A 19,412-nucleotide genomic window follows, 5' to 3' on the forward strand; every position below is an offset into this window, starting at 1 on the left:
TAGTGCCTTAAACAAAAACTAAACCCCGGGCGGGCCGCTGGGCGGCCCGCCAAGAGTTTAGTCGTAGTACTGCGGCCCGCGCAGACGACTACAGGGAGCCGGTTTCCCGGCCGCCCGAAGTCGTTGCACGAAACGGACACGGTGCTTAGAGCGCCGTGGTCGTTCCGCCTGCTGCGGCAATCTTCTCTGCCGCACTGGCGGAGAAGGCATCAGCCGTGACATTCACCTTGACGGTGATGTCGCCGGTGCCCAGAACCTTGACGGGCTGGTTCTTGCGAACGGCGCCCTTGGCAACCAGATCAGCAACCGTGATCTCGCCGCCTTCGGGGAACAGCTCCGAGATCTTGTCCAGGTTTACCACCTGGAACTCGACACGGAACGGGTTCTTGAAGCCGCGCAGCTTCGGCAGACGCATGTGCAGCGGCAGCTGCCCGCCAGCGAAACCGGCCTTGATCTGGTAACGGGCCTTGGTGCCCTTGGTACCACGGCCTGCAGTCTTACCCTTGGAACCTTCACCGCGGCCAACACGGGTTTTGGCCGTCTTGGCACCGGGTGCCGGACGCAGGTGGTGAACCTTCAGCGCGTGTTCGTTGTTATTTTCTTCGGCCATGTTAATTCGCCTCCTCAACCTTCACGAGGTGCGGAACCGTGTTGATCATGCCAACGGTCACGGCGTCTGCGGTACGAACGGTGCTAGCACCGATGTGCCGCAGGCCCAATGAGCGCAGCGTGTCCTTCTGATTCTGCTTACCACCGATGGTGGACTTAATCTGAGTGATCTTCAGTTTTGCCGTGCTGACAGCAACGTTCTTAGGAGTAGTCATCAGGCACCTGCCTTCTGCATGTTGCGGAGCATCGCAGCCGGCACAACCTCGTCCAGCGGCAGGCCGCGGCGGGCAGCCACTGCCTGAGGCTCTTCGAGGCGCTTCAGCGCATCAACCGTGGCGTGCACGATGTTGATGGCGTTGGAGGACCCGAGCGACTTGGACAGTACGTCATGGATACCGGCGCATTCGAGAATGGCGCGGACCGGACCACCGGCGATAACACCGGTACCCGGGGAAGCCGGACGCAGCAGGACGACGCCTGCAGCAGCTTCACCCTGGACCAGGTGCGGGATGGTTCCACCGATGCGCGGGACGCGGAAGAAAGTCTTCTTGGCTTCTTCAACGGCCTTCGCAATAGCGGAGGGAACTTCCTTGGCCTTGCCGTAACCAACACCGACCATGCCGTTGCCGTCACCGACAACTACCAGAGCGGTGAAGCTGAAGCGACGACCACCCTTGACAACCTTGGCAACGCGGTTGATGGTCACGACGCGTTCAATGAACTTGTCCTTCTCATCGTTGCGTCCGCCGTCGCGGCCACCGCGGCCACCGCGTTCTCCGCGGCCTCCACGGTCGGAGCGCTGCTCGCCCTTGCGGCCGCCGCGGCGGTCGTCAGTGGCGGGAGCTGCGGCGTCCTTGGTCTCAGTTGCCTCAGCAGCTGTAGCTTCAGTCACCTGATTTTCCTTTTCCTTGTTAACCTCGGTCACAGTGACAGCCCACCTTCACGTGCGCCGTCTGCAACGGCCGCGATGCGGCCGTGGTAGCGGTTGCCACCGCGGTCAAAGACAACGGCTTCGACGCCGGCAGCCTTGGCACGTTCGGCAACGAGCTCGCCGACGCGCTTTGACTTGGCGGTCTTGTCGCCTTCCAGCGCGCGCAGGTCAGCTTCCATGGTGGAAGCCGAAGCTACGGTTACGCCGCGGGTGTCATCGACAACCTGGACGAATACGTGGCGGGCCGAGCGGTTGACAACCAGGCGCGGACGAGCCGCGGTTCCGGAGATCCGCTTGCGGATGCGCAGCTGGCGGCGGTTACGCGCAGCCGACTTGCTCTTGGAATTGCGCTTCTTATTAATGCTGATGGCCATGGTTACTTACCAGCCTTTCCGACCTTGCGGCGGACAATCTCGCCGGCATAACGAATACCCTTGCCCTTGTAGGGATCGGGCTTGCGCAGCTTGCGGATGTTGGCCGAAACCTCGCCCACCTGCTGCTTGTCGATGCCGGACACTGTGACCTTCGTGGGACCCACGACGGTAAGCGTGATGCCCTCGGGTGCCGTGACCGGAACCGGGTGGCTGTAACCCAGGGCGAACTCGAGGTCCGAGCCCTTGGCTACTACGCGGTAACCGGTACCAACGATTTCCAGGTCCTTCTTGTAGCCTTCGGTCACACCGGTGATCATGTTGCTGATCAGGGTGCGGGTCAGGCCGTGAAGGGCTCGGGATTCGCGCTCGTCGTTCGGGCGGGCAACGGTGATGGTGCTGTCGTCGAGCGTGACAGTGATCGGGCTGGGCACAGTGTGGCTCAGCTCGCCCTTGGCACCCTTGACGGAAACAAGGTTGCCGTCAACGGCAACTTCAACTCCGGCAGGAACCGGGATGGGCAGACGTCCAATACGTGACATTTTTCTTTCCCTTCCCTGCTACCAGACGTAGGCGAGGACTTCCCCACCTACACCCTTCTTGGCGGCCTGGCGGTCGGTCAGGAGACCTGACGACGTCGACAGGATTGCGATTCCCAGACCACCGAGAACACGCGGCAGGTTGGTGGACTTTGCGTAAACGCGCAGACCGGGCTTGGAGATACGACGCACGCCGGCGATGGAACGCTCGCGGTTCGGACCGAATTTGAGATCAAGGGTCAGCTTCTTGCCAACTACGGCCTCTTCTTCCTTCCAGCCGGCAATGTAGCCCTCGGCCTTCAGGATGTCAGCGACGCGCGCCTTGAGCTTGCTGTAAGGCATGGACACGGAATCGTGATATGCCGAGTTTGCATTGCGCAGACGCGTAAGCATGTCTGCGACAGGATCTGTCATTGTCATTGGGCTCTTGCCCTCCCTCGTAACGGTTTCCTGCGGATGTCCGGCTCAGGCGTACCTGGCCGGGAGTCCGTCGGACCTGTTACGTAGTAATTAATCTTCGGATGTAAACGGGAAGCCGAGCGCCTTGAGCAGCGCGCGTCCCTCGTCATCGGTCTTTGCAGTGGTAACCACGGTGATGTCCATGCCGCGTACGCGGTCGATCTTGTCCTGATCGATTTCGTGGAACATCGACTGTTCGGTCAGACCGAACGTGTAGTTGCCGTTGCCGTCGAACTGCTTGCCGTTCAGGCCGCGGAAGTCGCGGATACGCGGCAGAGCCAGGGTGACCAACCGGTCAACGAATTCCCACATGCGGTCTCCACGCAGAGTTGCGTGGCAGCCGATGGGCATGCCTTCGCGCAGCTTGAACTGTGCGATCGACTTGCGGGCCTTCGTGACCTGGGGCTTCTGGCCCGTGATCTGGGTCAGGTCCTTGACTGCACCGTCAATGAGCTTGGAGTCCTTAGCGGCATCTCCAACACCCATGTTCACAACCACCTTGACAAGGCGGGGAACCTGGTTGACGTTTGCGTAGTTGAATTCGTCCTGCAGGGTCTTCTTGATCTCCGCTGCGTAGCGGGTCTTCAGACGGGGGACGGTCTTGGTGACGGTCTCAGTCATTAGAGGTCCTTCCCAGAGCCCTTGGCGACGCGGATACGCACAGTGCGCTCACGGCCGTCTTTTTCGACGATTTCCTGGCGGTAGCCAACGCGGGTCGGCTTCTTCGTTTCCGGGTCAACAACTGCAACGTTGGAAACGTGGAGGGGAGCTTCGACAATCTCGATGCCACCGGTCTTGGAGCCCTTGGAGGACTGGCCAACCTTGGTGTGCTTCTTGACCGTGTTAACGCCTTCAACCAGCACGCGGTTTGTGTCGGTGTAAACCTTCAGAACCTTGCCCTGCTTGCCGCGGTCTCCGCCGCGCTCAGCCTTTGCGCCGGTGATGACCTGAACCAGGTCACCCTTTTTGATTTTTGCCATGGACTACAGCACCTCCGGAGCCAGCGAAATGATCTTCATGAACTTCTTGTCGCGAAGTTCGCGGCCGACCGGGCCGAAGATGCGGGTACCGCGGGGGTCTCCGTCATTCTTCAAGATCACTGCAGCGTTCTCATCGAACTTGATGTAGGAACCGTCCTGGCGGCGGCGTTCCTTCTTGGTACGAACGATGACGGCCTTGACCACATCGCCCTTCTTGACGTTGCCGCCGGGAATTGCATCCTTGACGGTGGCAACGATGGTGTCGCCAATGCCTGCGTAGCGACGGCCGGATCCACCGAGAACGCGGATGGTCAAGATTTCCTTGGCACCCGTGTTGTCGGCGACCTTCAGTCGCGACTCCTGCTGAATCACTTATAACTCCTGTCGTCGCGCCGGTTCTCAAAACTGAGCCTTGCGGAACGGATATGGGTGGACCCCGTAATACTGGTACTCAGCACTCCCCCGCTAGGGGTGCGCCGCGGCGGACCGCGGCAAAGTGCCGAACAAGATTATCGGGCTTTTGTCTCATACGGCGGTGAGGAGGATCAGTCCAAAACTGGACACACTTCCGCACCGCACAGACAAGATTTCAAGTTTATCGCGAAAAGGCCCCGGATGCGAAATCGGATGATCACGCGGCCGGGGCCCTGTCGCCGGTGGGCGGTTGCCGGCGGGCTCATCCCCTAGAGGATCAGCCCGCCGACGGCCGGCCGGATGTACTTTATGTTACTTGGCCTTTTCGAGGATCTCGACCAGGCGCCACCGCTTTGTAGCGGACAGCGGCCGGGTTTCGGCGATCAGCACGAGGTCTCCAACGCCGGCAGCATTCTGCTCGTCGTGGGCCTTGAGCTTCGAAGTGCGGCGAAGCACCTTGCCGTACAGGGCGTGCTTGACGCGGTCTTCAACCTGAACAACGACGGTCTTATCCATCTTGTCAGAGACCACGTAGCCGCGTGCGGTCTTCCGGTACCCGCGGGCATCGGCTCCGTTTGCGTCAGTTGTCACTGCTGCCTCATTCTTGTTTTCACTCATTTGGCATCATCCTCAGCGACCTTGGCTTCAGCCTCAGACTCGGTGGCCTTCTTCTTGGACTTCTTCGCTGCCTTTTCAGGAGCTGCTTCCTCGACGGGAGCAACAACCTCGGGACGGATCCCCAGTTCGCGCTCGCGCAGCACCGTGTAGATGCGTGCGATGTCGCGCTTCACTACGCGCAGACGGCCGTGGCTTTCCAGCTGACCGGTTGCGGACTGGAAGCGGAGGTTGAACAGCTCTTCCTTGGCCTTGCGAAGTTCCTCGACGAGACGGTCCTTATCGAAGCCATCCAGCTGCTTCGGTGCCAGTTCCTTTGAACCAATTGCCATTTCTATTCACCACCCTCGCGACGCACAATGCGTGCCTTCAATGGCAGCTTATGGATCGCCAGGCGCAGGGCCTCACGAGCTACCTCTTCACTTACACCGGAGATCTCGAAGAGAACCCGACCCGGCTTGACGTTTGCAACCCACCACTCCGGAGAACCCTTACCGGAACCCATGCGGGTTTCGGCCGGCTTCTTCGTCAGCGGACGGTCCGGGTAGATGTTGATCCAGACCTTTCCGCCGCGCTTGATGTGGCGCGTCATGGCAATACGTGCAGCTTCGATCTGACGGTTGGTGACGTACGCAGGCGTCAAAGCCTGAATACCCCACTCGCCAAAGCTAACTGCGGTGCCGCCGGTTGCAGCGCCGGAACGACCCGGGTGGTGCTGCTTGCGGAACTTGACTCGACGTGGGATAAGCATTTAAGCCTGTCCTCCTTCTGCTGCGGGAGCGGCTGCCTCAGCGGCCGGAGCCTCTGCAGCAGCAGGCGCGGCGGCCTTGTCGGCACGCTCGGGACGACGACGGCGGTCGCCGCCACGGTCTCCGCGGTCAGCCGGGCCACGGCCCGGACGGTCGCTGGAGCGTCCGCGGGACGGTGCAGCAGCCTGCTGTGCAGCCAGTTCCTTAGCGGTAACGTCGCCCTTGTAGATCCAGACCTTTACGCCAATGCGGCCGAAGGTGGTCTTGGCTTCAAAGAAACCGTAGTCGATCTGCGCGCGGAGGGTGTGCAGGGGCACACGGCCTTCGCGGTAGAACTCCGAACGGCTCATTTCAGCGCCGCCCAGACGGCCGGAGCACTGGATACGGATACCCTTGGCGCCGGCACGCTGTGCGGACTGGATGGCCTTCTTCATCGCACGGCGGAAAGCCACGCGGGAAGAGAGCTGCTCAGCAACGCCCTGGGCAACAAGCTGTGCTTCCATCTCGGGGTTCTTGACCTCGAGGATGTTCAGCTGAACCTGCTTGCCCGTGAGCTTCTCCAGCTCGCCGCGGATGCGGTCTGCTTCAGCGCCGCGGCGGCCGATAACGATACCCGGGCGGGCCGTGTGGATATCCACGCGGACACGGTCACGGGTGCGCTCGATCTCAACCTTGGCGATGCCGGCGCGGTCCATGCCGGTGGACATCAGCTGACGGATCTTGATGTCCTCGCGGACGAAGTCCTTGTAACGCTGGCCCGGCTTGTTGCTGTCAGCAAACCAGTGCGATACATGGTCAGTGGTGATGCCGAGTCGGAACCCGTGCGGGTTAACCTTCTGTCCCACTTAGCGTTCCTCCTCGATTTTGGGGGTTGCGACAACCACAGTGACGTGGCTGGTCCGCTTGTTGATGCGGTACGCGCGGCCCTGTGCACGGGGCTGGAACCGCTTCATGGTGGGCCCTTCGTCAACGAATGCATCGCTGATGAAGAGGTCACCCTCGTCGAAGGCCACGCCGTCACGGTCCGCGAGGACACGTGCGTTGGCCATGGCCGACTGAACTACCTTAAGTACCGGCTCCGATGCTGCCTGGGGGGCAAACTTCAGAATTGCCAGAGCCTCATTCGCTTGCTTGCCACGAACAAGGTTGACGACGCGCCGGGCCTTCATAGGCGTTACGCGGATATGACGCGCAATTGCCTTGGCTTCCATTGCTTTCCTTCTCTCGTCTTCTGCCGAAAGAGCAGCGCCTAGCGGCGCTTGCCCTTGCGGTCGTCCTTCACATGGCCGCGGAATGTCCGCGTCAGGGCGAATTCGCCGAGCTTGTGCCCGACCATCGACTCCGTGACAAACACCGGAATGTGCTTACGTCCATCGTGTACGGCGATCGTGTGCCCGAGCATGTCGGGGATGATCATCGAACGACGGGACCACGTCTTGATGACGTTCTTGGTGCCCTTTTCGTTTTCGGCCGCTACCTTAAGGAACAGGTGCTGGTCGACGAAGGGGCCTTTCTTCAGGCTGCGTGGCATGTTTCCAGGCTCCTATCGCTTGTTCTTGCCGGAACGACGGCGACGCACAATGAGGTTGTCGCTCTCTTTATTGGGGCGGCGTGTGCGGCCTTCGCGCTTACCGTTCGGGTTGACCGGGTGGCGTCCACCGGAGGTCTTACCTTCACCACCACCGTGCGGGTGGTCGACCGGGTTCATGGCGACACCACGGACGGTCGGGCGTACGCCCTTCCAGCGCATACGGCCGGCCTTACCCCAGTTGATGTTGGACTGCTCGGCGTTGCCGACCTCACCGATGGTGGCGCGGCAGCGCGCATCGACGTTGCGGATTTCGCCGGAAGGCAGACGCAGCTGGGCGAAGCGGCCTTCCTTGGCAACAAGCTGAACAGATGCACCGGCGGAGCGGGCCATCTTGGCACCGCCGCCCGGACGCAGTTCAACTGCGTGGATGGTGGTACCCACGGGGATGTTGCGCAGGGGCAGGTTGTTGCCGGGCTTAATATCAGCACCGGCTCCGGCCTCTACGTGGTCGCCCTGCTTGAGCTTGTTCGGCGCGATGATGTAACGCTTGGTGCCATCAACGTAGTGCAGCAGCGCAATGCGAGCGGTACGGTTCGGATCGTATTCGATCTCGGCAACGCGAGCGTCGACGCCGTCCTTGTCGTGGCGGCGGAAGTCGATCAGACGGTACTGACGCTTGTGTCCACCACCCTTGTGCCTGGTCGTGATCTTACCGGTGTTGTTACGGCCACCCTTTTTGGGCAGCGGACGTACCAACGACTTTTCCGGCGTCGACCGCGTGATTTCGGTGAAGTCGGCTACGCTCGAGCCGCGACGGCCCGGTGTAGTCGGCTTGTATTTACGGATTCCCATTATTTATTTCCTCGTTAAAGTGGTCTCCGCCCTAGCTGAGCGGACCGCCGAAGATGTCGATTGTGCCGTCCTTCAGGGTGACAATGGCGCGCTTGGTGTTCTTGCGCTGTCCCCATCCGAACTTGGTCCGCTTACGCTTACCGGCACGGTTGATGGTGTTGATCGAGTCGACCTTGACGGAGAAGATTTTCTCCACGGCCAGCTTGATCTCGGTCTTGTTGGAGCGGGGGTCGACCAGGAAGGTGTACTTACCTTCGTCGATCAGGCCGTAGCTCTTTTCCGAAACGACGGGTGCAAGCACTACGTCGCGAGGGTCCTTAGCGGTGGTCGCGCTCACTTGGCGTCCTCCTTGACAGTGTTCTTGCCGACGAACTCGTCGTAGGCAGCCTTGGTGAAGACCACGTCGTCAGCAACCAGCACGTCGTACGTGTTCAGCTGATCTACGTAGATCACGTGAACAGCGGTGAGGTTGCGCACGGACAGTGCAGCAACATCGTTGGCGCGCTCGATGACAACGAGCATGTTCTTGCGCTCGGTAAGTGAACGCAGGGTATCGCGTGCTGCCTTGGTGGACGGCGTTTCGCCGGCTACCAGGGTTTCCAGCACGTGGATGCGGCCGTTGCGGGCCCGGTCGGAGAGTGCTCCGCGAAGTGCGGCGGCAATCATCTTCTTGGGGGTGCGCTGGCTGTAGTCGCGGGGCGTCGGTCCGTGAACCACGCCACCACCGGTCATGTGAGGAGCACGGATGGAACCCTGACGGGCGCGGCCGGTACCCTTCTGCTTGAACGGCTTGCGGCCTGCACCGGAGACCTCTGCGCGGGTCTTCGTCTTGTGCGTACCCTGGCGGGCAGCTGCAAGCTGAGCAACTACCACCTGGTGCAGAAGCGGAACGTTCGTCTGAACGTCGAAGAGCGCTGCGGGGAATTCAACAGTGGTTTCGTTAGCCATGAGACTAAGCTCCCTTCACGGCGGTGCGTACGAGGACGACCTGGCCGCGGGCGCCGGGGACGGCACCCTTGATCAGCAGCAGCGACTTCTCGGCGTCCACACCGTGAACCGTGAGGTTCATCGTGGTGTGGCGGACGGCGCCCATGCGGCCAGCCATCCGAACGCCCTTGAAGACGCGGCCCGGGGTGGATGCGCCACCGATGGAACCGGGCTTACGGTGGTTCTTGTGTGCACCGTGGGAGGCACCGACGCCGTGGAAGCCGTGACGCTTCATGACACCGGCAAAGCCCTTGCCCTTGGAGGTTCCGGTGACGTCGACCTTCTGGCCGGCTTCGAAAATCTCAACAGAGAGTTCCTGGCCCAGCTCGTAGGTATCGGCGTCAGCGGTGCGCAGTTCAACTACGTGGCGGCGAGGCGTGACGCCTGCCTTTTCAAAGTGGCCGGCCAGCGGCTTGGTCACCTTGCGCGGGTCGATCTGGCCGTAGCCGATCTGAACGGCCGTGTAGCCGTCCTTTTCCGCGTTGCGCAGCTGCGTAATGACGTTGGAGTCAGCCTTGACGACGGTAACCGGGATGAGCTTGTTGTTCTCGTCCCAGACCTGGGTCATGCCCAGCTTGGTGCCCAGAAGGCCCTTGACCTGGCGTGTAAGTGAAGTAGGCATAAGTATCTGCTCCCCCCTACAGCTTGATTTCGATGTTCACGTCTGCAGGCAGGTCAAGACGCATCAGCGAGTCAACGGCCTTAGGCGTGGGGTCAATGATGTCGATCAGACGCTTGTGCGTGCGCATTTCAAAGTGCTCGCGGCTGTCCTTGTACTTGTGCGGCGAACGGATAACGCAGTAAACGTTCTTTTCCGTGGGCAGCGGCACGGGGCCTACTACCGTTGCGCCTGCACGCGTGACCGTCTCAACGATCTTCCGTGCTGATACGTCGATGACCTCGTGGTCATACGACTTCAGCCGGATGCGGATTTTTTGTCCCGCCATGGCGTCGTGCCTCTTTCTTCGAGTATTGCTCTCTGTACAGTTTTTGTACCTAGCTGCCTTTACGGCCTGGCACTCCTCCAACAGGCTGAATCCGGATAAATCCGGGTTCCTCACCCTGTCGAGGCTCCGACCCCCGCGCTCGGGCGTGTCGCGGATGTTGCATCTGCGACGCCCAGAACAAGATTGGGGGCGGGTTATATATGGGCTTCTCCCTGAAGGATTCGACCCTGCATCAGGCATTATCCTGACCGGGACGCAATCTCATCACGCACCGCCTGCCGATCGGTTGGAACCGGCGGAGCACATGTGGGCATGAAAGCGCTTGAACAACTTCTCTAGTCTGCCAGAATCGCAGCAAATCCGCCAATCGACGGCTTCGCGGCTCCCCGTTCAACCGCTATCACCGCGGCGGCTTCAGGTATTCCATTGCCAGGCAACGTTCCTCAGTTTAGCGCAGGGCACGTACAGGGGAAAACCACGGCCGGAGACGCTCAGGACCCGTGGTTGGAACGACGTATGCGCTTGGCACGGTCGATCTCCCGGCGGAAGCTCTTCCGCCCCCACACGAATGCGCCGGCGACGGCCACAACAACGGCAAGGATTATCAGCAGTTCCATCTATCGATCCTAGCCCAGCCAGACTCCTGGTTAAAGCAGGATGTCCCCGCTGCTTGCGCAGCGGGGACATCCTGTCAGCGTGTTTCCGAACCCGAGGGCCGGATCCTCACCGACGATTCAGCAAGTAAAGAAATTACTTGATGATCTTGGTGACACGGCCTGAACCAACGGTGCGGCCGCCTTCGCGGATAGCGAAGCCGAGGCCCTCTTCCATGGCGATGGGCTGGATGAGCTCAACGGTCATCTCAGTGTTGTCGCCGGGCATAACCATTTCCGTGCCCTCAGGCAGGGTGATAACGCCGGTTACGTCCGTGGTACGGAAGTAGAACTGCGGGCGGTAGTTCGAGTAGAACGGGTTGTGGCGTCCGCCTTCATCCTTGGACAGGATGTAGACGTTGGCCTCGAAGTCGGTGTGCGGGGTGATGGAACCCGGCTTCACGATGACCTGGCCGCGCTCTACGTCTTCGCGCTTGATACCGCGGAGCAGGAGACCACAGTTCTCGCCTGCCCATGCTTCATCAAGCTGCTTGTGGAACATCTCGATACCGGTAACCGTGGTCTTCTGGACCGGACGGATGCCGACAATCTCGACCTCGGAGTTGATGGCGAGGGTACCGCGCTCGGCGCGGCCCGTGACAACGGTTCCACGACCGGTGATCGTGAAGACGTCCTCGATCGGCATCAGGAACGGCTTGTCCTTGTCGCGGATCGGGTCCGGCACGTTGTTGTCAACGGCGTCCATCAGCTCTTCGACGGATGCAACCCACTTGGGGTCGCCTTCCAGAGCCTTGAGACCGGAGACGCGCACGACGGGAGCGTTGTCGCCGTCGAATTCCTGGGAGCTCAGCAGTTCGCGAACTTCCATTTCAACGAGGTCCAGCAGTTCCTCATCGTCGACCATGTCGGACTTGTTCAGTGCGACCAGCAGGTAGGGAACGCCAACCTGGCGGGCCAGCAGAACGTGCTCGCGGGTCTGGGCCATCGGACCGTCGGTAGCGGCAACCACGAGGATTGCGCCGTCCATCTGAGCTGCACCAGTGATCATGTTCTTGATGTAGTCAGCGTGACCGGGGGCGTCTACGTGTGCGTAGTGGCGCTTCTCGGTCTGGTACTCGATGTGCGAGATGTTGATGGTGATACCGCGCTGGCGCTCTTCAGGTGCAGAGTCGATAGCAGCGAAATCGCGCTTTTCATTCAGATCAGGGTACTTGTCAGCAAGCACCTTCGAAATGGCAGCGGTCAACGTCGTCTTTCCATGGTCAACGTGACCAATGGTGCCGATGTTGACGTGCGGCTTAGTCCGCTCGAACTTTGCCTTCGCCACGGGTTCCTCCTAGAAAGGTTGAAGACTCAATCTCCAACAGCGCTTCTCGCTGCTGAAACTGATGTAAGTCTACTGGGGGCTGTTTATTTGATGAAATTGCCGTTTATCCGCAGCAGCCTGGCGAGGCCGCTCAGTTTGGCTATGCAGCGGGCTTCCGGCCTGGGCCATGGCCCGCTGCACACGGTTGGTGTTCCGCGGATATCCCCGGAACACCAACCAGGGTTTTTATTCGCCGCGCACCTTCTGGATGATCTCGTCGGCTACTGCCTTCGGGACCTCTGCGTAGCTGTTGAACGACATGGAGTACACGGCGCGGCCCTGCGTCTTGGAACGCAGGTCGCCGATGTACCCGAACATGCCGGACAGCGGCACGTGGGCGCGGATGACCTTGACGCCTGCGGCGTCTTCCATGGACTGCATCTGCCCGCGGCGGGAGTTGATGTCACCGATAACTTCACCCATGTATTCCTCAGGGGTGCGGACTTCAACATCCATCAGCGGTTCGAGCAGTACAGGGTTCGCCAGGCGCGCGGCTTCCTTGAAAGCCTGTCGTCCGGCGATCTTGAACGCCATTTCCGAGGAGTCAACATCATGGTAGGCGCCGTCAAGCAGGCTTGCCTTGACACCAACCACGGGGTAACCGGCGAGCACACCTTCGGTGAGGGCGCTCTGGATACCCTGGTCAACGCTGGGGATGTATTCACGCGGAATACGGCCACCGGTGACCTTATTAGCGAACTCGTAGAACACGCCTTCCGACGTATCCATCGGCTCGATTGCGATCTGGACCTTTGCGAACTGGCCCGAACCACCGGTCTGCTTCTTGTGCGTGTAGTCATGCTTGGCCACAGCGCGCTTGATGGTTTCGCGGTAGGCAACCTGGGGCTTGCCCACGTTTGCCTCGACGCGGAATTCGCGGCGCATGCGGTCAACCAGGATGTCCAGGTGCAGCTCGCCCATACCGGCGATGATCGTCTGGTTGGTGTCTTCGTCGAGGGAGACCTGGAAGGTCGGATCCTCTTCGGAGAGCTTCTGGATGGCCGTGGAGAGCTTCTCCTGGTCACCCTTGGTCTTCGGTTCGATGGCCACGGAAATCACGGGCTCCGGGAAGCTCATGGATTCCAGCACGATCGGGTTCTGAAGGTCGCACAGGGTATCCCCCGTGGTGGTGTCCTTCAGGCCGATGGCAGCGTAGATGTGACCGGTGGTGATCTCTTCGACCGGGTTTTCCTTGTTGGCGTGCATCTGGAAGAGCTTTCCGATGCGCTCCTTCTTCTGCTTGGTCGCATTCATGACCTGGGTGCCGGAAGCAGCGTGACCGGAGTACACGCGGATGTAGGTCAGACGGCCGAAGAACGGGTGCGTCACAACCTTGAACGCCAGCGCCGAGAACGGAGCGTTGGCATCAGCGGCGCGTTCGAGGATGACCTCTTCGTCGCGGATGTCGTGGCCCTTGATGTTCGGCACGTCAAGCGGGTTCGGCAGGTAGGCGACGACGGCGTCAAGCATCGGCTGTACGCCGCGGTTCTTGAACGCGGAACCGCACAGCACCGGGTAAACCAGCGAGTTGATGGTCAAGTGGCGGATGCCGGCCTTGATTTCCTCGAGGGTGAATTCAACGCCTTCGAGGTACTTGTCCATCAGCTCGTCGCTGGCCTCGGCAACAGCCTCGATCAGCGCGGCACGGTACTCTTCTGCCTTTTCCTGAAGATCAGCCGGGATGGGCTCGATCTCGTACTTGGCGCCCATGGTGACATCACCCTTGGAGTCGCCGCGCCAGGTCAGGGCACGCATTTCGACGAGGTCTACGACGCCTTCGAAGTCGCTTTCAGCACCGATGGGCAGCTGGATAACCAGCGGCTTGGCACCAAGGCGGTTGATGATGGTGTCCACGGTGAAGTAGAAGTCAGCGCCGAGCTTGTCCATCTTGTTGACGAAGCAGATGCGCGGAACGTTGTACTTGTCGGCCTGGCGCCAAACAGTCTCGGACTGCGGCTCCACGCCTTCCTTGCCGTCGAAGACGGCTACGGCGCCGTCGAGCACGCGCAGGGACCGCTCAACCTCGACAGTGAAGTCAACGTGACCCGGCGTGTCGATGATGTTGATCTGGTTGTTGTCCCAGTAGCACGTGGTTGCTGCGGAGGTAATGGTGATACCCCGCTCCTGCTCCTGTGCCATCCAGTCCATGGTGGACGCACCGTCGTGGGTCTCACCAATCTTGTGGTTGACACCGGTGTAGAACAGGATGCGCTCGGTGGTGGTGGTCTTGCCGGCATCAATGTGGGCCATGATGCCGATGTTGCGGACCTTATTCAGGTCGGTAAGCACGTCAAGTGCCACGGTTTCTCCCTTATTTGGTTTTTTGCCGGTTCGACTGCGTTTATCTGCTTCGGGCCCCGCACCCCGCCGAAGCGGGATGCAGGGCCTTCAGAAGCGGCCGCCGTCGGCCAGGCTTATTACCAGCGGTAGTGGGCGAAGGCCTTGTTGGATTCGGCCATCTTATGGGTGTCTTCGCGGCGCTTCACTGCAGCACCGAGACCGTTGGACGCATCCAGGATCTCGTTGCGCAGACGCTCGGTCATGGTCTTCTCGCGGCGGGCCTTGGAGTAGCCAACCAGCCAGCGCAGCGCCAGTGCAGTTGCACGGCCCGGCTTGACCTCAACGGGAACCTGGTAGGTTGCACCGCCAACGCGGCGGGACTTGACCTCAAGGCTCGGCTTGATGTTGTCCATGGCCTTCTTCAGGGCTGCAACGGGGTCTCCCCCGGTCTTCTCCTGAGCGCCTGCGAGTGCACCGTAAACAATGCGCTCAGCGGTGGACTTCTTGCCGTCAACGAGAACCTTGTTGATCAGCTGAGTGACCAGCGGGGAGCCGTAGACGGGATCCAGTACGAGCGGCCGCTTGGGGGCCGGACCCTTGCGGGGCATATTACTTCTTCTCCATCTTCGCGCCGTAACGGCTGCGAGCCTGCTTGCGGTTCTTAACACCCTGGGTGTCAAGTGCGCCGCGAACGATCTTGTAACGAACACCGGGCAGGTCCTTCACACGACCACCGCGAACGAGGACGATGGAGTGTTCCTGCAGGTTGTGGCCGACACCGGGGATGTAGGCAGTAACTTCGATGCCGCCGTTGAGGCGCACGCGGGCAACCTTACGGAGCGCAGAGTTCGGCTTCTTCGGGGTGGTGGTGTAAACGCGGGTGCAAACACCACGGCGCATCGGGCTGCCCTGGAGGGCAGGAGCCTTGGTCTTGGAGACCTTGGGTGACCGGCCCTTGCGGACCAGCTGCTGAATCGTAGGCACTTTCGTGTTCTCCGTTTTTGTCTCGAGATAAATTCTCTTGGTTGCTCCGCCCCGCTGTCGGCTTGAAACAGCCGAGGCGATGCGCGTTAAGTCGTCGTTGCCGCAATGCCGCGAGAAGCTCCGAGGCTCTCACCGTAAGCGACCGTAGGCGTGCAAAAGTGTGGCATTCGTTGCACAGGAACCCTGCAACCCGGAAACAGGCCCGCTACGGTGAGCGTCCTTCATCCACTGCCACACAAACAATTGATTACCAGTCTAACAGACTTAAGCTGCGCCTCCCGTCGGTGAGTGCACAATCACATTCAGGGACCGCTACACAGGGCCAGAAGCAGAAGGCGGGATGTGGGTAACCCCGCCGCCTAACTCCGCGCCTCGAGTGCGGCGGTTATGGTCGCCGACGCCTGTTGCAGATGCGGCAGCACTCCTGCAACTGCTTCTTCCAGCGTACTCCCCCCGGCCCCCAGCGACGCCTGCATGGAGGTGTTGATCGCGGCAATCACCTCTCCGCCGGGTCCGCGGACCGGAACCGCCACGGAACGCAGCCCGGCCTCCAGTTCCTGGTCCACAACGGCCCATCCCGCTTCCCTGATGCGCCGGATCTCCTCGCGGAGAACTGCGGTGTCAGTGACCGTCCGCTCCGTCAGGGGCTCCAGGTGCACTTCGGCCAGATACTGCTCCAGCGCGGGCTCCGGCAGGCCGGCCAGCAGGACCCGGCCCATGGACGTGGCGTACGCGGGGAATCGGGTGCCGACGGCTATCCCCACCCGCATCAGGCGCCGGGTGTGGATGCGGGCAACGTAGACGATCTCCTGGCCGTCGAGGATGGACGCCGAAGTGGACTCCGAGATTTTTCGGGAGAGGTCTTCCAACAGGGGCTGAGCCAGCTGCGGCAGCGTCTGGCCCGACAGATAGGAGTAGCCCAGGGCCAGTACCAGGGCCGTCAGCTCGAAATTACGGCCGTCGGTGCGCATATAGCCCAGTTCCACCAACGTCAGCAGAAAGCGCCGCGCGGTGGCCCGCGTCAGTCCGGTCCTGCGGGAGACCTCGCTGAGCGTCATGCTGACGTGATCTGCGTCGAAGGCTCGGATCACGCTGAGACCACGTGCCAGTGATTGGACGTATTGGCCGTGGGCGGCAGGGGTCTCGCTCATGTCTCCCTCGTGAGGAACGGTAGCGGCTTAGGCTAGTTGCCGGCCGGGTCACGGATCAGCGGAACATCCATCACGGCGGCAAGCTCCTCGAAGCTGATGCCGTGGGTTTCGCGCACGTGCACGCCGTCTTCCTTTAATAGGAAGACCGCCTCACCAGTGTAGACGCGGGTCACGCAGCCCACTCCCGTCAGGGGGTAGGTACATTCCCGGACCAGTTTGCTGACTCCTTCCCGAGTGAGCAGCGACATCATGACGTACACATCTTTGGCACCGGTGGCCAGGTCCATGGCTCCCCCTACGGCAGGGATGGCATCCGCGGCACCCGTGTGCCAGTTGGCCAGGTCACCGGAGGCGGAGACCTGGAAAGCGCCTAGGACGCACACGTCCAAGTGGCCACCGCGCATGATGGCAAAGGAGTCTGCGTGATGGAAGTAGGCGGCGCCGGGCAGCTCCGTGACCGGTATTTTGCCGGCATTGATCAGATCCGGATCCACGTCCTCGCCGTGGGCTTCCGGGCCCATTCCCAGCATCCCGTTTTCGGTGTGCAGGGTGATGTTCTGCTCGGGAAGAAGGTAGTTGGACACCAGGGTGGGCTGTCCGATGCCGAGGTTGACGTAGGAGCCGGGCGCGATGTCCCGCGCCACCAGCTCCGCGAGGGCGAACTTATCCAGGCGGGTGCCGGTGTTGGCCACTGTTGCTGTGTCAGGGATTGGGATGTTCATGCCGCCGCCGGTTCCATTTCCTGTGCCACGCGCACCAGTGTGTTGACGTAGATTCCCGGCGTCACCACGTGCTCCGGGTCAAGCTCTCCGCGGTCCACGACGTCGCGGACCTGGACGATGGCAGTTTTTGCCGCGGCGGCCATGATCGGACCAAAGTTCCGGGCCGTCTTGCGGTACACCAGATTGCCGGCGGTGTCTGCGCGCAGTGCCTTGATCAGCGCGAAGTCGGCGGAGAGCGGGGATTCGAAGACATGTCCGCGGCCGTTGATGACCCGGGTCTCCTTTCCTTCGGCAAGCACCGTGCCGTATCCGGTGGGTGTGAAGAACCCGCCGATGCCCGCGCCGGCAGCACGGATGCGTTCGGCGAGGTTGCCCTGCGGGACCAGTTCCAGTTCGATGTCCCCGGCGCGGAACCTCGTATCGAAGATGTGGGAATCGGACTGGCGCGGAAAGGAGCAGATGATCTTCTTCACCCGGCCGGCCCCGATGAGGGCGGCCAGACCCTGCTCCCCGTTGCCGGCATTGTTATTCACCACGGTCAGGCCCGTTACCCCTTGGCGGAGCAGCGCCTCGATCAGCTCCACCGGCTGCCCGGCCCGGCCAAAGCCGCCGATCATCACGGTTGCACCGTCCGGGATGGGTGCCACTGCCTCATCGGCGTCCTGCACAATACTGAGCATAGTTCTCCCCTAGTTCGTCGAAGTTGTTGTGTTTTCCAGCACCACGGCCAGCCCCTGGCCAACGCCGATGCAGATGGCAGCCACACCCCAGCGATCTCCGGAGGCCTGCAGCCGGCGGGCCAGTGTTCCCAGGATCCGCGTTCCGGAGGCCCCGAGGGGATGCCCGATGGACACCGCTCCGCCCCAGGCATTGACGATCTCGGGGTCAATGTCCCAGGCGTCCAGGCACGCCAATGACTGGGCGGCGAAGGCTTCGTTGAGTTCTACGGCGCCAACGTCGCCCCAGCTGATGCCGGCACGTTTGAGCGCCAGGTTGGCGGCCTCCACCGGCGCATAGCCGAAGAACTGCGGTTGGTTGGCGGCTGCTCCGCGTCCGGCAATCCGGGCCAGCGGTGGGAGCCCGAGCAGGTTTTCAGCAGCCTCGCTGCCCAGCCAGGCGGCGGAAGCGCCGTCGTTCAGCGGGGAGGCATTGCCTGCGGTCACCGTCCCGCCGGCCGGGGACCCGTCACCAACAGGACGGAACACCGTGGACAGGCCTGCCAGCTTGGCCGGGGTGGAGCCAGGGCGGATGGATTCGTCCCGGTCCAGTGCCACCCCTTCAACGGCGACGGTCAGGTTCGCGTATCTGCCCTCCTCCCAGGCTTTCGCGGCCAGGGAGTGGGACCTGGCGGCAAACTCGTCCTGGCGTTCGCGGGTGATGCCGTATTTTTCGCGCAGCTGTTCGGTGGCTTCGCCCAGGGAGACCGTCCATTCCGCCGGCATCGCAGGGTTCACGAGCCGCCAGCCCAGGGTGGTGGACGCCAGAGTCTGGTTGCCCGCCGGATAGGCCTTCTCGTTTTTCGGCAGCACCCAGGGAGCACGGCTCATGGATTCGGCGCCGCCCACCAGCATCAGGTCCGCTTCGCCGGTGTTGATCTGCCGGGAGGCAATCATCGCCGCGTCCAGAGAGGATCCGCATAACCGGTTCACCGTGGTGCCGGGCACCGAGGTGGGCAATCCGGCCAGCAGGGAGGACATCCTGGCGACGTTACGGTTTTCCTCACCGGCTCCGTTGGCATTGCCGAAGATCACTTCGTCCACAGCTGAGGGGTCAAGCGCCGGAGCCCGTTTGACGGCGGCGCGGATGACCTGCGCCCCCAAATCATCCGGACGGACACCGGCCAGCGCGCCGCCAAACTTGCCGAACGGAGTGCGGACGGCATCGTACACGTAGGCCTGGTTCACTATTGCTCCTTCACGTCAAGGTCCGCGAAGACCTGCTGCGCCGTCTTGAACGCCGAGTTGGCAGCCGGAACACCGCAGTAGATGGCCGACTGCAGAATGATTTCCTTGATCTCGCTCCGGGTCAGCCCGTTGGTGAGCGCGGACCGGACATGCATCGCAAATTCTTCGGTGTGTCCATGAGCAATCAGCGCGGTGAGCGTGATGGCGCTGCGCATGGTCCGGGGCAGACCCGGACGGGTCCAGATACTCCCCCATGCATACTTGGTGATCAGCTCCTGGAAGTCCCCGGTGAACTCGTCCATGGCGGCGTTCGCCCGGTCCACGTGGGCCGCTCCGAGCACTTCACGGCGCACGGCCATGCCGTCGTCGTACACTTCCTGCTGGGTCTTGCCTGCATCTTCAATCAC

At 61.6% G+C, this 19,412-nt stretch carries 30 protein-coding genes; all 30 read right to left on the reverse strand.

Annotation, left to right across the window (positions count from 1 at the left end):
- Positions 1 to 145: 145 nt before the first annotated feature.
- Positions 146 to 610, reverse strand: a complete 465-nt coding sequence (gene rplO / locus ABIB35_RS00560) for a 50S ribosomal protein L15 (RefSeq protein WP_354178028.1) — start codon at positions 608 to 610, stop codon at positions 146 to 148.
- Position 611: 1 nt separating this feature from the next.
- A complete protein-coding gene (gene rpmD / locus ABIB35_RS00565; RefSeq protein ID WP_354178030.1) occupies positions 612 to 824 on the reverse strand; it encodes a 50S ribosomal protein L30 in 213 nt (70 codons plus the stop codon).
- Positions 824 to 1,501: a 30S ribosomal protein S5 gene (rpsE, locus tag ABIB35_RS00570; RefSeq protein ID WP_181032224.1), complete on the reverse strand. Its 678-nt coding sequence runs from the start codon at positions 1,499 to 1,501 to the stop codon at positions 824 to 826. Before rpsE ends, rpmD begins: the two co-directional genes overlap by 1 nt.
- A 29-nt stretch (positions 1,502 to 1,530) precedes the next feature.
- Positions 1,531 to 1,914 carry a 50S ribosomal protein L18 gene (rplR, locus tag ABIB35_RS00575; protein WP_227892312.1) on the reverse strand — a complete coding sequence of 128 codons (384 nt, stop codon included), beginning with the start codon at positions 1,912 to 1,914 and terminating at the stop codon, positions 1,531 to 1,533.
- A 2-nt stretch (positions 1,915 to 1,916) separates the two neighbouring features.
- Positions 1,917 to 2,453 carry a 50S ribosomal protein L6 gene (gene rplF, locus ABIB35_RS00580; protein WP_354178033.1) on the reverse strand — a complete coding sequence of 179 codons (537 nt, stop codon included), beginning with the start codon at positions 2,451 to 2,453 and terminating at the stop codon, positions 1,917 to 1,919.
- A gap of 18 nt (positions 2,454 to 2,471) precedes the next feature.
- Positions 2,472 to 2,870, reverse strand: a complete 399-nt coding sequence (gene rpsH / locus ABIB35_RS00585) for a 30S ribosomal protein S8 (RefSeq protein ID WP_104052725.1) — start codon at positions 2,868 to 2,870, stop codon at positions 2,472 to 2,474.
- A 90-nt stretch (positions 2,871 to 2,960) separates the two neighbouring features.
- A complete protein-coding gene (gene rplE, locus ABIB35_RS00590; protein WP_152219770.1) occupies positions 2,961 to 3,530 on the reverse strand; it encodes a 50S ribosomal protein L5 in 570 nt (189 codons plus the stop codon).
- On the reverse strand, positions 3,530 to 3,889 hold the full coding sequence (rplX, locus tag ABIB35_RS00595) for a 50S ribosomal protein L24 (RefSeq protein ID WP_354178035.1): 360 nt from the start codon (positions 3,887 to 3,889) through the stop codon (positions 3,530 to 3,532). Before rplX ends, rplE begins: the two co-directional genes overlap by 1 nt.
- A 3-nt stretch (positions 3,890 to 3,892) precedes the next feature.
- Positions 3,893 to 4,261, reverse strand: a complete 369-nt coding sequence (rplN, locus tag ABIB35_RS00600; RefSeq protein WP_055239356.1) for a 50S ribosomal protein L14 — start codon at positions 4,259 to 4,261, stop codon at positions 3,893 to 3,895.
- Between the two features lie 354 nt (positions 4,262 to 4,615).
- Positions 4,616 to 4,921 carry a 30S ribosomal protein S17 gene (rpsQ, locus tag ABIB35_RS00605; protein ID WP_152219775.1) on the reverse strand — a complete coding sequence of 102 codons (306 nt, stop codon included), beginning with the start codon at positions 4,919 to 4,921 and terminating at the stop codon, positions 4,616 to 4,618.
- Complete coding sequence (gene rpmC, locus ABIB35_RS00610; RefSeq protein WP_268910959.1) at positions 4,918 to 5,250, reverse strand: 50S ribosomal protein L29; 333 nt, start codon at positions 5,248 to 5,250, stop codon at positions 4,918 to 4,920. The genes rpsQ and rpmC overlap by 4 nt, the downstream gene beginning before the upstream one ends.
- A gap of 2 nt (positions 5,251 to 5,252) precedes the next feature.
- Positions 5,253 to 5,669 carry a 50S ribosomal protein L16 gene (gene rplP / locus ABIB35_RS00615; RefSeq protein WP_229964889.1) on the reverse strand — a complete coding sequence of 139 codons (417 nt, stop codon included), beginning with the start codon at positions 5,667 to 5,669 and terminating at the stop codon, positions 5,253 to 5,255.
- Positions 5,670 to 6,512: a 30S ribosomal protein S3 gene (gene rpsC, locus ABIB35_RS00620; protein WP_104052732.1), complete on the reverse strand. Its 843-nt coding sequence runs from the start codon at positions 6,510 to 6,512 to the stop codon at positions 5,670 to 5,672.
- Entirely contained in the window at positions 6,513 to 6,878 is a 366-nt protein-coding gene (gene rplV / locus ABIB35_RS00625; RefSeq protein WP_354178039.1) for a 50S ribosomal protein L22, read from the reverse strand.
- 38 nt (positions 6,879 to 6,916) lie between these two features.
- Positions 6,917 to 7,198: a 30S ribosomal protein S19 gene (gene rpsS / locus ABIB35_RS00630; protein ID WP_104052734.1), complete on the reverse strand. Its 282-nt coding sequence runs from the start codon at positions 7,196 to 7,198 to the stop codon at positions 6,917 to 6,919.
- Between the two features lie 12 nt (positions 7,199 to 7,210).
- Complete coding sequence (gene rplB / locus ABIB35_RS00635; RefSeq protein ID WP_152219783.1) at positions 7,211 to 8,050, reverse strand: 50S ribosomal protein L2; 840 nt, start codon at positions 8,048 to 8,050, stop codon at positions 7,211 to 7,213.
- Between the two features lie 31 nt (positions 8,051 to 8,081).
- Positions 8,082 to 8,387: a 50S ribosomal protein L23 gene (gene rplW, locus ABIB35_RS00640; RefSeq protein WP_104052736.1), complete on the reverse strand. Its 306-nt coding sequence runs from the start codon at positions 8,385 to 8,387 to the stop codon at positions 8,082 to 8,084.
- A complete protein-coding gene (gene rplD, locus ABIB35_RS00645; protein ID WP_354178042.1) occupies positions 8,384 to 8,998 on the reverse strand; it encodes a 50S ribosomal protein L4 in 615 nt (204 codons plus the stop codon). Before rplD ends, rplW begins: the two co-directional genes overlap by 4 nt.
- Before the next feature lie 4 nt (positions 8,999 to 9,002).
- A complete protein-coding gene (gene rplC, locus ABIB35_RS00650; protein WP_354178044.1) occupies positions 9,003 to 9,659 on the reverse strand; it encodes a 50S ribosomal protein L3 in 657 nt (218 codons plus the stop codon).
- Between the two features lie 16 nt (positions 9,660 to 9,675).
- Positions 9,676 to 9,984 carry a 30S ribosomal protein S10 gene (gene rpsJ, locus ABIB35_RS00655; protein ID WP_003803825.1) on the reverse strand — a complete coding sequence of 103 codons (309 nt, stop codon included), beginning with the start codon at positions 9,982 to 9,984 and terminating at the stop codon, positions 9,676 to 9,678.
- A 491-nt stretch (positions 9,985 to 10,475) separates the two neighbouring features.
- Positions 10,476 to 10,601, reverse strand: coding sequence for a hypothetical protein (locus ABIB35_RS00660; RefSeq protein ID WP_354178046.1), 126 nt, complete (start codon positions 10,599 to 10,601; stop codon positions 10,476 to 10,478).
- Between the two features lie 133 nt (positions 10,602 to 10,734).
- On the reverse strand, positions 10,735 to 11,925 hold the full coding sequence (tuf, locus tag ABIB35_RS00665) for an elongation factor Tu (protein ID WP_227892319.1): 1,191 nt from the start codon (positions 11,923 to 11,925) through the stop codon (positions 10,735 to 10,737).
- Between the two features lie 225 nt (positions 11,926 to 12,150).
- The gene (gene fusA, locus ABIB35_RS00670; RefSeq protein ID WP_354178048.1) at positions 12,151 to 14,265 is read right to left on the reverse strand and encodes an elongation factor G; all 2,115 of its coding nucleotides are present in this window, start codon (positions 14,263 to 14,265) and stop codon (positions 12,151 to 12,153) included.
- A 116-nt stretch (positions 14,266 to 14,381) separates the two neighbouring features.
- Complete coding sequence (gene rpsG, locus ABIB35_RS00675; RefSeq protein WP_104052741.1) at positions 14,382 to 14,852, reverse strand: 30S ribosomal protein S7; 471 nt, start codon at positions 14,850 to 14,852, stop codon at positions 14,382 to 14,384.
- Position 14,853: 1 nt separating this feature from the next.
- A complete protein-coding gene (gene rpsL, locus ABIB35_RS00680; protein WP_104052742.1) occupies positions 14,854 to 15,228 on the reverse strand; it encodes a 30S ribosomal protein S12 in 375 nt (124 codons plus the stop codon).
- 359 nt (positions 15,229 to 15,587) lie between these two features.
- The gene (locus ABIB35_RS00685; RefSeq protein ID WP_354178051.1) at positions 15,588 to 16,379 is read right to left on the reverse strand and encodes an IclR family transcriptional regulator domain-containing protein; all 792 of its coding nucleotides are present in this window, start codon (positions 16,377 to 16,379) and stop codon (positions 15,588 to 15,590) included.
- A gap of 32 nt (positions 16,380 to 16,411) precedes the next feature.
- Complete coding sequence (locus ABIB35_RS00690; protein WP_502915689.1) at positions 16,412 to 17,101, reverse strand: 3-oxoacid CoA-transferase subunit B; 690 nt, start codon at positions 17,099 to 17,101, stop codon at positions 16,412 to 16,414.
- On the reverse strand, positions 17,098 to 17,781 hold the full coding sequence (locus ABIB35_RS00695) for a 3-oxoacid CoA-transferase subunit A (protein WP_354178053.1): 684 nt from the start codon (positions 17,779 to 17,781) through the stop codon (positions 17,098 to 17,100). Before ABIB35_RS00695 ends, ABIB35_RS00690 begins: the two co-directional genes overlap by 4 nt.
- A gap of 9 nt (positions 17,782 to 17,790) precedes the next feature.
- Positions 17,791 to 19,005 (reverse strand): thiolase family protein, encoded by a 1,215-nt coding sequence (locus ABIB35_RS00700; protein ID WP_354178055.1) that lies wholly within the window; start codon positions 19,003 to 19,005, stop codon positions 17,791 to 17,793.
- Positions 19,005 to 19,412 carry a 4-carboxymuconolactone decarboxylase gene (pcaC, locus tag ABIB35_RS00705; RefSeq protein WP_354178057.1) on the reverse strand — a complete coding sequence of 136 codons (408 nt, stop codon included), beginning with the start codon at positions 19,410 to 19,412 and terminating at the stop codon, positions 19,005 to 19,007. The genes ABIB35_RS00700 and pcaC overlap by 1 nt, the downstream gene beginning before the upstream one ends.

This window comes from Arthrobacter sp. UYP6 (assembly GCF_040547315.1).
Lineage (GTDB): Bacteria > Actinomycetota > Actinomycetes > Actinomycetales > Micrococcaceae > Arthrobacter_B.

What these genes read in the sequence shown, in the direction of transcription:
- rplO (WP_354178028.1), bottom strand. Translation starts at nt 610, where the DNA reads ATGGCCGAAGAAAATAACAACGAACACGCGCTGAAGGTTCACCACCTG.
- rpmD (WP_354178030.1), bottom strand. Translation starts at nt 824, where the DNA reads ATGACTACTCCTAAGAACGTTGCTGTCAGCACGGCAAAACTGAAGATC.
- rplR (WP_227892312.1), bottom strand. Translation starts at nt 1,914, where the DNA reads ATGGCCATCAGCATTAATAAGAAGCGCAATTCCAAGAGCAAGTCGGCT.
- rplF (WP_354178033.1), bottom strand. Translation starts at nt 2,453, where the DNA reads ATGTCACGTATTGGACGTCTGCCCATCCCGGTTCCTGCCGGAGTTGAA.
- rpsH (WP_104052725.1), bottom strand. Translation starts at nt 2,870, where the DNA reads ATGACAATGACAGATCCTGTCGCAGACATGCTTACGCGTCTGCGCAAT.
- rplE (WP_152219770.1), bottom strand. Translation starts at nt 3,530, where the DNA reads ATGACTGAGACCGTCACCAAGACCGTCCCCCGTCTGAAGACCCGCTAC.
- rplX (WP_354178035.1), bottom strand. Translation starts at nt 3,889, where the DNA reads ATGGCAAAAATCAAAAAGGGTGACCTGGTTCAGGTCATCACCGGCGCA.
- rpsQ (WP_152219775.1), bottom strand. Translation starts at nt 4,921, where the DNA reads ATGAGTGAAAACAAGAATGAGGCAGCAGTGACAACTGACGCAAACGGA.
- rpmC (WP_268910959.1), bottom strand. Translation starts at nt 5,250, where the DNA reads ATGGCAATTGGTTCAAAGGAACTGGCACCGAAGCAGCTGGATGGCTTC.
- rplP (WP_229964889.1), bottom strand. Translation starts at nt 5,669, where the DNA reads ATGCTTATCCCACGTCGAGTCAAGTTCCGCAAGCAGCACCACCCGGGT.
- rplV (WP_354178039.1), bottom strand. Translation starts at nt 6,878, where the DNA reads ATGGAAGCCAAGGCAATTGCGCGTCATATCCGCGTAACGCCTATGAAG.
- rpsS (WP_104052734.1), bottom strand. Translation starts at nt 7,198, where the DNA reads ATGCCACGCAGCCTGAAGAAAGGCCCCTTCGTCGACCAGCACCTGTTC.
- rplB (WP_152219783.1), bottom strand. Translation starts at nt 8,050, where the DNA reads ATGGGAATCCGTAAATACAAGCCGACTACACCGGGCCGTCGCGGCTCG.
- rplD (WP_354178042.1), bottom strand. Translation starts at nt 8,998, where the DNA reads ATGGCTAACGAAACCACTGTTGAATTCCCCGCAGCGCTCTTCGACGTT.
- rplC (WP_354178044.1), bottom strand. Translation starts at nt 9,659, where the DNA reads ATGCCTACTTCACTTACACGCCAGGTCAAGGGCCTTCTGGGCACCAAG.
- rpsJ (WP_003803825.1), bottom strand. Translation starts at nt 9,984, where the DNA reads ATGGCGGGACAAAAAATCCGCATCCGGCTGAAGTCGTATGACCACGAG.
- ABIB35_RS00660 (WP_354178046.1), bottom strand. Translation starts at nt 10,601, where the DNA reads ATGGAACTGCTGATAATCCTTGCCGTTGTTGTGGCCGTCGCCGGCGCA.
- rpsG (WP_104052741.1), bottom strand. Translation starts at nt 14,852, where the DNA reads ATGCCCCGCAAGGGTCCGGCCCCCAAGCGGCCGCTCGTACTGGATCCC.
- ABIB35_RS00685 (WP_354178051.1), bottom strand. Translation starts at nt 16,379, where the DNA reads ATGAGCGAGACCCCTGCCGCCCACGGCCAATACGTCCAATCACTGGCA.
- ABIB35_RS00690 (WP_502915689.1), bottom strand. Translation starts at nt 17,101, where the DNA reads ATGAACATCCCAATCCCTGACACAGCAACAGTGGCCAACACCGGCACC.
- ABIB35_RS00695 (WP_354178053.1), bottom strand. Translation starts at nt 17,781, where the DNA reads ATGCTCAGTATTGTGCAGGACGCCGATGAGGCAGTGGCACCCATCCCG.